Consider the following 12,374-nt stretch of genomic DNA (forward strand, 5'->3'; position numbering starts at 1 on the left):
CAATCTGTCCGGCAACGTGCAGATGGTGGTGAAAGGCAACGCCGGTGATAAGGTCAATCTCTCCGATCTGCTGCCGGATAACGCCGACGTCGGCGACTGGAGCAGCAGCGGCAGCATTACCGTCGGCGGCGTGGTCTATGCCGTCTGGCAGCACAGCGCGCTGGACGCCGAACTGCTGGTGCAGAACGGCGTGACGACTCATCTCATCAATCACTGATCGCACTACGCGCAGCAGAACAATGATCCTGCTGCGTCCTTCCTCTGTTTGCTAATTCTTAAGTCCAAAGCACAAAAATATAGTCGCCGGATAACAGACAAGTCTGTACGGCGTATTTTTAGTGCCTGTTTAGCATACCGGCCATTACCCCAGTTGAATGGTCAGGAAAAATGGATTTCAAAAAGAATCGTTACAACCCTTTCGGTACCGAGCAGGACGAGCTGCCGCAGTCTCACACTGATATCAGTGATGCAGCCGTATCTGCTGCACCGGCAACCGCGTCTTCTGTGCTGGCACCGGGCTCCCTGCCGGAAGAGAGCTTTGATGAAGAGAAGGTTCAGAAGATCAGCATCGGCGCGCAGCTTGAAACCCAGGCCGGCCTGATTATTCAGAACCAAAACAGCCGCCTGGAAATCGCCGAGTACAACTGGTATGGCTACAACTCCAAAACCCTGCTGGTCGGTGAAAAGAGCACCATCACCTTCAGTCTCGGCTCGCAGGGCATGTCAGCATTCAGCTTCGACTACTTTGCGCTGCACAACCACGGCACGGTCATTAATTTCTACGACGCCAGTGGCAACCTGATTGGCTCCGAAAAGCTCTTCTACACCGGCTCCGTCACCGCCAAACAGTTCGATATCAAAACCCTCAGCTTTACCGCCCCGGCCGGCACGCTGATTGCCCGTGCCGAGCTGGTTACCGGCGACGAGCCCGGCGTGGGCGACTACGGCTTCCATATTGATAACGTGAGCTGGACCTCCACCGGGCTGATACCGGTTGGCTTCACCTTTGACCGCATGGACAAAGACTCCGGCAGCAGCGGCACCGACTTCATCACCCGTGACGGCTCAGAGGGACGGCAGGTGGAAGGCACGCTGAATCGCGCGCTCTCTTCATCAGAAACCCTGCAGTTCTGGGACGGCAGCAAATGGGTGAATGCCACCGTGACCGGCATGCGCTGGCAGGCGCAGGACGATACCGTGCACGGCGCCGACTGGGAGTACAAGCTGCGCGTCGTTGATGCTGCCGGAAACATGACGCCGGAGCAGAGCCATCAGGTGGTGCTGGATACCTCGCCGTCCGACGTGCTGGTGACTTTCGGGCATATGGATAAAGACGACGGCAGCGATGCGCGCGACTGGGAAACCACCGACGGCAGCGCCGGACGCACCGTATATGGCTCTCTCAGTAAAGCGCTCAGCGCCGGTGACGTTATCGAGTACTCCCTCAACGGCGGGAAAACCTGGCTGACGCTCAGCGTCGCCGCCGACAACAGCTGGAGCTTTACCGACGGAAACGCACACACCGCAGACTGGGAATATCAGATACGCATCACCGACGTCGCCGGCAACGTGACGGTGCCGGTTAAACAGGCGGTCACGCTCGCAGAAATCATGCCCGTTATCACCGAGATGTGGGACAACCACGGCGGCAACGATTTAGTGCCCGATCAAGGCTATTCCGATGACCTGACGCCAACGCTGAAAGGAACCGGACAGCCGGGCGCTATGCTCGATATTTACGCTTTTTACGGTACCGGCAGTAAAATTGGCTCGGTACTGGTCAAAGCGGACGGCACCTGGGAGTGGACGCCATCAACGCCACTGCAACCGGGTAAAGTCATGTTTGATGTAGTAACAAATTCAGGGCTGGCTTCCGATCCGGTGACGCTCAATCTGGTCTCCGGCCCGACTATCGATAAGGCCTTTGACGACGCCGGGCAAACCACCGACTGGCTGCAGAACGGCGACGCCACCGACGACAGCGCCCCTCGCCTCTACGGCAAAGCCCTGCCCGACAGCCTCGTCTACCTCTACGACAACGGCACGCTGATTGCCAGCGTCAGCGCCAGCGCCAGCGGTGAATGGGAGTGGGAGCACGCCACCGGCCTGTCCGTCGGCAAACACAGCATCACGGTGAAAATGGAGAAAGGTGCGTTCATCAGCGACTTCTCCCAGCCGTGGGAGTTTGAATACGTCAGCATGCAGCCGGTCAGCTTTACCCTCACCAGCATGCAGAAGGACACCGGCAGCAGCGCCACCGACTTCATCACCAAAGACGGCTCCGCAAACCGCGAAGTCACCGGCGCGCTCAGCCGCGCACTTTCGCCATCCGAAACCCTGCAGTTCTGGGACGGCACGCAGTGGGTGAACGCCACCGTTACCGGCATGAGCTGGAAGGCGCAGGACGCCACCGCGCACGGCGCCGACTGGACGTACAAATTGCGCGTGGTCAACAGCCTCGGCGACGTCTCGCCGGAGCAGGACTTCCAGGTCATTCTGGATACCACGCCGTCCGACGTGCTGGTCACCTTTGACCACATGACCAAGGACGACGGCAGCGACGCGCGTGACTGGAATACCTCCGACGGCAGCGCCGGGCGCGCCGTGCACGGCACCCTGAACAAGGCGCTCAGCGCCGGCGACGTGATTGAGTATTCTCTCGACGGCGGCAAAACCTGGCTGACGCTCAGCGTCGCCGCCGACAACAGCTGGAGCTTCACCGATAATGCTGAACACTCCGCCGACTGGGAATATCAGATACGCATCACCGATATCGCCGGCAACGTGACCGGGCCGGTTAAACAGGCGGTCACGCTGGCGGAAATTGCGCCCGTCATCACTGAAATCTGGGACGACGTCGGCGACAGCCGCGTGGTGCCGAACAAAGGCTATACCGATGACTTCACGCCGCGCCTGGTCGGCACCGGTCATCCGAACTCGCAGCTTGAAATCTGGGCACAATATGGTACTGACAGGCTGATAAAAGTGGGCACCGTCGATGTGGAAGCAGACGGCACCTGGACGTGGACGCAACCCACGCCAATAACCAGCGGAAGCGTGCGCTATGCTGCCATCACTCCGTCGGGCCTTGATTCCAACGTGTATGACCTCACGCTGGTTAAGCCACCAACCATCGATAAGGCCTTTGACGATGCCGGTCAGAATACCGACTGGCTGCAGAACGGCGATGCCACCGATGACAGCTCCCCGCGCCTGTACGGTAAAGCGCTGCCTGACAGCCTGGTTTACATCTACGACAACGGTTCACTGATTGACAGCGTTACCGCAGACGCCAGCGGAGCCTGGGAGTGGGAACACGCCACCGGCATGAGCGTCGGCAGGCACAGCATCACGGTGAAAATGGAGAAAGGCGCGTTCCAGAGCGACTTCTCGCAGCCGTGGGAATTTGAATACGTCAGCATGCAGCCGGTCAGCTTTACCCTTACCAGCATGCAGAAGGACACCGGCAGCAGCCAGACCGACTTCATTACCAACGATGGCTCAGCCAACCGCGAAGTCACCGGTACGCTTAGCCGCGCGCTCTCCGCGTCAGAAACGCTGCAGTTCTGGAACGGCAGCGCCTGGGTCAACGCTTCCGTTACCGGCATGAGCTGGAAAGCGCAGGACGCCACGGCCCACAGCGCCGACTGGGAATACAAACTGCGCGTGGTCAACAGCCTCGGTGACGTATCGCCAGAGCAGGATTTCCAGGTCGTTCTGGACACCACGCCATCTGACGTACAGGTTACCTTCGATCACATGACCAAAGATGACGGTAGAGATACTCGAGACTGGAAAACCACCGACGGCAGCGCCGGGCGCACCGTACACGGCACGCTGAACAAAGCGCTGAGCGCGGGAGACATCGCAGAGTACTCACTCGATGGCGGTAAGACCTGGCTGACACTCAGCGTCGCCGCTGACAACAGCTGGAGCTTTAACGACGGCAGTGTGCACACTGGTGACTGGGAATATCAGGTGCGTATCACCGATATTGCCGGCAACGTGACTACTCCGGCGAAACAGGCGGTGACGTTAGAATATGTTGCCCCGACAATAACCGAGGTATGGGATAACGTTGGTGGTAACGATTTAGTGCCTGATAACGGTTATTCCGATGACCTTACGCCAACACTAAAAGGCATCGCTCATCCGGGCCAGCTGTTACATGTTTATGCTGTTTATAATGGCAGTCCTATAAACAGCATTGGTTCGGTTATTGTTAATGCCGACGGGACGTGGGAATTTACGCCTGTAACACCGTTACCACTGGGGGAAGTCTCTTTTGACCTCGTCAGCCTGGACCCAATTTTAATTTCAGCACCGGTCACCATCACTCTGGTCAGTGGCCCAACCGTTGATAAAGCCTTTGATGATGCCGGCCGGAACAAAGACTGGCTGGCTAACGGCGATGCCACCGATGACAGCACCCCGCGCCTGTACGGTAAAGCGCTGCCCGACAGCCTGGTTTATATCTACGACAACGGTTCACTGATTGACAGCGTTACCGCAGACGCCAGCGGAGCCTGGGAGTGGGAACACGCCACCGGCATGAGCGTCGGCAGGCACAGCATCACGGTGAAAATGGAGAAAGGCGCGTTCCAGAGCGACTTCTCGCAGCCGTGGGAATTTGAATACGTCAGCATGCAGCCGGTCAGCTTTACCCTTACCAGCATGCAGAAGGACACCGGCAGCAGCCAGACCGACTTCATTACCAACGATGGCTCAGCCAACCGCGAAGTCACCGGTACGCTTAGCCGCGCGCTCTCCGCGTCAGAAACGCTGCAGTTCTGGAACGGCAGCGCCTGGGTCAACGCTTCCGTTACCGGCATGAGCTGGAAAGCGCAGGACGCCACGGCCCACAGCGCCGACTGGGAATACAAACTGCGCGTGGTCAACAGCCTCGGTGACGTATCGCCAGAGCAGGATTTCCAGGTCGTTCTGGACACCACGCCTTCAGCTGTTCAGGCGTTCTTTGTTGAGATGAGTAAAGACAATGGCACAACTGGCGACTGGCAGACATCCGATGGCAGCGCCGGACGCAGCGTATCAGGCATCTTTGACAAAAAACTCGACACCGGTGATATCGCCGAGTACTCGCTCGATGGCGGTAAGACCTGGCACCCGCTGACGGTAAACAATCTCTTCTGGAGCTTTACCGATAACAACGCGCATACCACCAACTGGGAATATCAGGTGCGCATCACCGATATCGCGGGGAATACCACCACGCCGGTTAAACAAAGCGTGATACTTGGCGACGCAGCTCCAGCTATTACTGAAGTTTGGGATGACGTAGGTGGCAGTAATGTCGTGCTGCAGAATGGTTATTCGGATGACCTAACCCCAAGGCTCAAAGGTACGGGTACACCGGGGGATAAGATTTTTATATTCCTGCTGGATAAAAGTGGAACGGGAACCGGGCATATATTTGCCAATCCTTATCCTGTTGTGGACAGCAAAGGTAACTGGGAATGGACATCACCCACGCCATGGCCGCTGGGTAAAACGGAAGTAATCGCAATAAGTCAGAAATCAGGCGCTGAATCAGCGATTTACACTTTCAATCTCGTTGAAGGCCCAACCATTGAAAAAGCCTTTGATGACGCCGGGCAAACCTCAGAATGGCTGACTAACGGCGCAACCACCGATGACAGCGCGCCACGTTTGTATGGCAAAGCGCTAGCGGGCAGCCTTGTCTATATCTACGACAACGGCAAGCTGATAAGCAGCGTCACAGCGGATACCAATGGAGCCTGGGAGTGGGAACATGCCACAGGCATGAGCGTCGGCAAGCACAGCATCACGGTGAAAATGGAGAAAGACGCCTTCCAGAGCGACTTCTCCCCTCCGTGGGACTTTGAGTACATCAACATTCAGCCGATCACCTTCACGCTCACGAGCATGGAGAAAGATACCGGTATCAGTCAGACCGACCTGATAACCAATGATGGCTCAGCCAACCGTGAAGTTGTAGGCAAGATCAGCCGCAAACTCGTCGCTGGTGAAACGCTGCAGTTCTGGAATGGCAGCGCCTGGATTAATGCCACTGTCACCGGTAAGAACTGGAAAGCACAGGATGCGACAGCGCACACAGCCGACTGGATCTATAAATTGCGCGTTGTTGATGCTGATGGGAATTTCTCGCCGGAGAAAGAGTTCCAGGTCATTTATGACATCACGGCTTCAGACAACCAGCTCAAATTTGTATATATGGAGAAGGATAGTGGTGTTGGCGCCGCATCACGTGATTGGATAACCGATGATGGCAGCCAAAATCGCCGCGTATATGGAACACTTGATAAGTCGCACAAGGTCACCGGTGTAATCGTTGAATACTCACTGGATGGCGGTAAAACTTGGGCAGCAGCAACCATGAATGGTGAACAAGCATGGTGGTTCACCGACAATAAAGCCCACACCAGCGACTGGGAATATCAGGTGCGCACTGTTGATGTGGCCGGTAATGTATCAGCGCCAGTGAAGCAAAACGTCACGCTGGAACAAATAGTTGAACCAACGATTGGCAGCGTATGGGACTACGTTGGCGGCAGCGACATGGTGCCACAGCATGGATTATCCGATGATCGCCACTCCACCTTTAAAGGCACAGGAAAGCCGAACAACACCATTAACTTTTGGGTTATCAATACTAAAGGGGATATTGTTGCGCGAGGAAATGCGCAAATAGACGCGAATGGCAATTGGTCGTGGACCCCAATACAAGAACTTCCACTTGGTGATGTGATATTCCAAATACTTGATTCTTCAGGCAAACCGTTACCTTCATATCCTATAACTATCGTTGCGCCACCGACCATTGAGAAAGCTTTCGACGATGTCAAAAATGTTGCGCTTCCTTCTGGCGCAACCAGCGCGGACTGGAGTCCGGAATTTGCAGGTAAAGCACACCCAAATAGCGTGGTGTACATTTATGACGGCAATACACGTATTGATAGCGTGAAAGCCGATGCTAATGGGATATGGGAGTGGGAATATGCGGGTGGCCTGAGTGTCGGCTTACATAAAATCAATGTAAAAATGAAAGTGGAAACCTTCCTGAGTTCCTCGTCTGCTGACTGGGAATTTATTTATACCAATCCAGTTACCATCAAGCTTTCGCAGATGGATAAAGACACTGGCAGTAACCAAACCGACTTTATTACTAATGATGGAACCGCAGGACGCAATGTAACAGGCACGCTCAGTAAAGCGCTGGGAGCAGGTGAAACCCTGAACTTCTGGAACGGCGTTTCCTGGTCTAAAGCCACCGTAACCGGTACAACGTGGACGGCAAGGGATAATGCTGCTCACTCCGGTAACTGGCAATACAGGCTTCAGGTCGCTGACAGCAAAAATAATGTTCTCGCTGATCAGATTAAAAATGTGGTGTTGGATAAATCCACTACCGCACCTGCCATAGAAAGGGTAGCTGTCGATTGGGATAATTGGGGTGGTTACCTAGGCCATTACGGTAAAACCAAAGATCGTACGCCAACCCTTGAAGGCCATGTTGAAAAAGGGGCCACGGTAACCATTCAATATGGCATTGATAATGGTGCCTGGTTAGGAACAGCGACCGTGCAGGCCGATACCATTAATGGGAGTTGGTTCTGGACACCGGCGACGCCTTTATATGATGAAGCCTGGGACTTCCGCATTCAGTACACCGATCGCGCCGGTAATATCAGCGCGTGGTCACCCCAATTCACCATCATTATTGATAACAAGTCGACTTTCTCCGTCAACAACATTGCTGTAAATGCCGAATGGGATGGAACCGGCATCCATGGCGTAACGTTGGATGATAATGCTCCGCTAGCGATTAACACACTAAACATAACCGGCAGCAATCAATCACTTGATCTGTCAGCACTGCAAAAAAGTTTATCTAACCTCAACACCATTGATCTCAGTGGCGACGGTGATAATCAGCTAACGCTCAGTGCCGAAGATGTGTTGGCGCTGGGACAGCATGCACTGTTCATTGATGATGATAAGAAGCAGATTCAGGTGAAGGGCAACGAAGGTGACAGCGCGATTTTGGCCCGTCAGTTGGAGAACTTCGATGCTAACGAATGGGTAGTTGCAGAGGGTACAATTACCTCTTCAGGCGTTGAGTATCACGTGTGGCACAATCAAAACTCAGATGTTGAAATTTTGATTCAGGCCGGATTGAAAACGGAACTCATGTAATGTGCGGGTCGCCATAAATGGCGACCCTACAAAGGATTGGCGCGTTTTTCGTAGGGTGCGCATTTATGCGCACCCTGCAGAATCACCCGCAATTTTCATCGCTAATCTGCAAAACTCAATAATAATGACCAATATTGATTTGGACCTCTAAGCGTCTGGATTGCCCTGAATTGTTATCCTGTTTATAGTGACGACAACACAAGGTGACTCCGCAACGACATTCGCGCTTAAGGCCATAAAACAATGACGCAGCACAACCTGATCCCCGAGAGCAAATTACCGGCGCTCGGTACCACCATTTTTACGCAAATGAGCGCACTAGCGCAGCAACACAACGCCATCAATCTCTCGCAAGGTTTCCCCGATTTCGACGGCCCACGCTACCTGCAACAACGTCTGGCCTTCCACGTCAGCCAGGGCGCCAATCAATACGCTCCAATGATAGGAGCATTGCCACTGCGTGAGGCGATTGTGGAGAAAACCGCTGCGCTTTACGGCCACACGCCTGACGTCAACAGCGACATCACCATCACCGCAGGCGCGACCGAAGCGCTCTACGCCGCAATTACCGCATTGGTGCGTGCCGGTGACGAAGTGATCTGCTTCGACCCAAGCTACGACAGCTACGCGCCAGCCGTGCAGCTGGCGGGTGGCGTGTTAAAGCGTATCGCCTTGCAGCCGCCAGGTTTCCGCGTTGACTGGCACGAATTTCGCAGCTTGCTGAGCAGCAAAACCCGCTTAGTGATTCTCAATACGCCGCACAATCCGTCCGCCACCGTGTGGCGCAAAAGCGATTATGCCGAGCTGTGGCAGGCGATTGCTGAGCAGGAAATCTATGTGCTGAGCGACGAAGTGTATGAGCACATCTGTTTCACTGAAGAGGGCCACGCCAGCGTGTTAGCGCATGCTGAACTGCGTCAGCGCGCCATCGCGGTGTCGTCCTTTGGTAAAACCTTCCACATGACCGGCTGGAAAGTGGGCTACTGCATCGCACCGGCAGCGATCAGCGCTGAAATCCGTAAAGTGCATCAATATCTGACCTTCTCGGTGAATACGCCAGCACAGCTGGCGATTGCCGATATGCTGCGTCAGGAGCCAGAACACTATCGCGAACTGCCGGAATTTTACCGGGCGCGCCGCGATCGCTTTATTCAGAAGCTCTCCGCCAGCCGTTTCAAGGTACTGCCGTGTGAAGGCACTTACTTCCTGCTGGTCGATTACAGCGCGATTTCCGATCTGGATGACGTGAGTTTCTGCCAGATGCTGACCAAAGAAGTCGGCGTGGCGGCCATTCCGCTGTCGGTGTTCTGCGCCGACCCCTTCCCGCACAAGCTGATTCGCCTGTGCTTCGCCAAACAGGAAGCGACGCTCGACGCCGCTGCGGAGCGCTTATGTCAGCTTTGAAAATCACCGTTTTGCAGGAAACCCTGAGCTGGATGGATGGCGCAGCCAACCTACGTCATTTCGATGGCGTGCTGAAAGGCATTGAAGGCCGCGACATCATTCTGTTGCCGGAGATGTTCACCACCGGTTTTGCTATGGAAGCCGCCGAAAGTTCGCTGCCGCAGGATGAAGTCGTCGCCTGGCTGCACGCGCACGCACAAACCAGCAACGCGCTAGTCGGCGGCAGTGCGGCGATCCAGACGGAAAAAGGCGCGGTGAACCGCTTCTTGCTGGTCGAGCCGAACGGCACGCTGCATCAGTACGACAAACGTCATCTGTTCCGCATGGCCAATGAACATCAGCATTATGTGGCGGGCGAAAGGCGTGAAGTGTTTGAGTGGCGCGGCTGGCGTATTCTGCCGCAAATTTGCTACGACCTGCGCTTCCCGGTGTTCTCTCGCAACCACAACGATTACGATCTGGCGCTGTATGTCGCCAACTGGCCGGCTCCGCGTGCGCTGCACTGGCAGTCGCTGCTGTTAGCCCGTGCGATTGAAAATCAGGCTTACGTTGCGGGTTGCAACCGTGTCGGCAGCGATGGCAATCAACATCAATACAGTGGTGACAGTCGAATCATTTCGCCGCTGGGTGAGATTCTTGCAAGCGGTGAGCCTTTTGCGCGCGCACGTTTGGATGCGGAGTTGTCACTCGAAGAGTTGCAAGCCTATCGTGAGCGTTTTCCAGCATGGCGAGACGCAGATAGCTTTACCTTATAAAACAACGCAGGGAGCAACTCCCTGCGTTTCATTACACTACCCCAACAGATTCAATGCCATTCTGGCAATGCCGTTGCCCTGATTTAACATCGCCTGGCTGCTTTGCATCAGCATATTCATGCGTGTCATTTTTGTCACTTCCATCGCATAATCCGCGTCAACAATGGTGCCGATGTTGATATCGGTGTTGTCACGCATATTGCTCAGGTTCGCGTCGGTGTACTGCAAACGGTTGATGTTTGAGCCGAATTCACTACGAACTGACTGAACTTTCTCAAGAGCTTCGCTAACCATGTCAATGTTGTCATTGGCCGTCATCGAATCTTCCAGCGCACCTGGGTTACCTGGTACGGTGACCAGATCCAACATCGCATCGACAGAATCCTGCAGCTTAGTGTCGAGGTTCACTTTCAACACTTCCTCACTCGAGCTACCAATCTGGAATTGAACGGTCGAAGTGAATTTGCCTTTAACTTCTGGTGGGATGACGCTTTGCAACAACGGTTCAGAACCGTAGCGCGTATTACGCATGATGTTATCCATTTCGCTGAACAACGCGTCGTACTCTGACTGCATCGCACTACGATCTTCAGCGCTGAAACTGTCATCGGCTGCCTGAGTTGAAAGCTCTTTCATACGCTGGAGCACGTTGGTCACCTCTTCCAGCGCACCTTCGCCCAGCGACATCATTGCACTTGAACGCGCGATGTTGTGCTTAGCAACGGTCATGCCATTAGATTGTGACTGCAAACGGGTTGCGATTTGCAAACCAGCAGCATCATCAGCCGCACTGTTAATACGTTTACCGGTTCCCAGACGCTGCATGGCAACACTAAGCGCATCTGTAGCTTTGCCCAGCGATCGGGTTGAAGTCATGCTTATAGCATTGGTGTACATCGATATTTTCATAATTTTTTAATCCTACTGTTGTTGCTCCGTTATGGGCCTTTCGCGCACCTACTTAAGAGCGTCACAGGAGTGAGCGTATTTTAGTGTCAAAACCCTCTAAGAACCGGTTTGAGTCAGGTCTTACGATTTTCGACCGAACAAGCAGCATTATCACGCTGTTTTTTCAGCGTAATTTTTTAATAATCTCGACATTAAGTGAAAAAATAGCAAAAAATAAGGCAGCCACTTTTGGCTGCCTTGCATTGAAGTTGAATGACTTCTGCGGGTGATTACAGCTCGAAGCGATCCAGATTCATCACTTTGGTCCATGCGGCGACGAAATCGGTCACGAACTTCTGCTTCGCATCGCTGCTGGCATAAACCTCAGCCAGCGCGCGCAGAATAGCGTTCGATCCAAACACTAAGTCGGCACGTGTGGCGCTGAACTTAACTTCACCGTTCAGACGATCGCGGCCTTCAAACAGCTCTTCGCTCTCGTCGGTGGCTTTCCACGCGGTGCGCATGTCGAGCAGATTGACAAAGAAGTCATTGCTCAGCACGCCAACACGATCGGTGAACACGCCGTGCTGGCCGCCGTCGAAGTTGGTGCCCAATACGCGCAGCCCACCAATTAACACCGTCAATTCTGGCGCGCTCAGCGTCAGCTGCTGTGCTTTGTCTAACAGCAGCGTTTCGGTTGAAGAACCTTTCGGGCTGCGACGATAGTTGCGGAAACCATCGGCCAGCGGCTGCAGGAAGTTGAACGACTCAACGTCGGTTTGATCCTGACGCGCATCAACACGGCCCGGCGTAAACGGCACTTGCGTTGCTACGCCAGCGGCTGAAGCGGCCAGTTCGATACCTACGCTACCCGCCAGCACAATCACATCAGCCAGCGACGCTTTGCCGGATTCCTGCTGAATCTTCTGCAAGGTCGGCAGCACATCATTGATTACGCTGGCGTTAACTGCCCAATCTTTTTGCGGCGCTAATGCCAGGCGCGCGCCGTTGGCACCGCCACGTTTGTCACCGCCACGGAAGGTCGATGCTGAAGCCCAGGCCACAGAAACCAGTTGGCTGACGCTCAAGCCTGAAGCGGCAATGCGCGCTTTAATCTCGCTGATATCAGCC

At 54.5% G+C, this 12,374-nt stretch carries 5 protein-coding genes and 1 pseudogene; 4 read left to right on the forward strand and 2 right to left on the reverse strand.

What is annotated here, in order from left to right; all coding sequences use genetic code 11:
• The 4 genes and pseudogenes from RTY00_RS09760 to RTY00_RS09775 form a co-directional block, all read left to right on the forward strand.
• Positions 1-217, forward strand: a pseudogene (locus RTY00_RS09760) (Biofilm associated protein A); the annotation flags it as partial.
• A gap of 170 nt (positions 218-387) precedes the next feature.
• Complete coding sequence (locus RTY00_RS09765) at positions 388-8,196, forward strand: Ig-like domain-containing protein (protein WP_312664285.1); 7,809 nt, start codon at positions 388-390, stop codon at positions 8,194-8,196.
• 243 nt (positions 8,197-8,439) lie between these two features.
• Entirely contained in the window at positions 8,440-9,600 is a 1,161-nt protein-coding gene (locus RTY00_RS09770) for a pyridoxal phosphate-dependent aminotransferase (RefSeq protein ID WP_312664286.1), read from the forward strand.
• Entirely contained in the window at positions 9,588-10,355 is a 768-nt protein-coding gene (locus RTY00_RS09775; protein ID WP_312664287.1) for an amidohydrolase, read from the forward strand. Before RTY00_RS09770 ends, RTY00_RS09775 begins: the two co-directional genes overlap by 13 nt.
• 36 nt (positions 10,356-10,391) lie before the next feature.
• Here RTY00_RS09775 and RTY00_RS09780 read toward each other — a convergent pair whose 3' ends face one another.
• Both RTY00_RS09780 and RTY00_RS09785 read right to left on the reverse strand, forming a co-directional pair.
• The gene (locus RTY00_RS09780) at positions 10,392-11,264 is read right to left on the reverse strand and encodes a flagellin (protein ID WP_312664288.1); all 873 of its coding nucleotides are present in this window, start codon (positions 11,262-11,264) and stop codon (positions 10,392-10,394) included.
• A gap of 269 nt (positions 11,265-11,533) precedes the next feature.
• On the reverse strand, positions 11,534-12,374 hold an 841-nt coding region (locus RTY00_RS09785; RefSeq protein WP_312664289.1), incomplete at its 5' end, for a peroxidase family protein.

It is taken from the genome of Pantoea sp. CTOTU49201 (assembly GCF_032054795.1).
Taxonomy (GTDB): Bacteria; Pseudomonadota; Gammaproteobacteria; order Enterobacterales; family Enterobacteriaceae; genus Pantoea; species Pantoea symbiotica.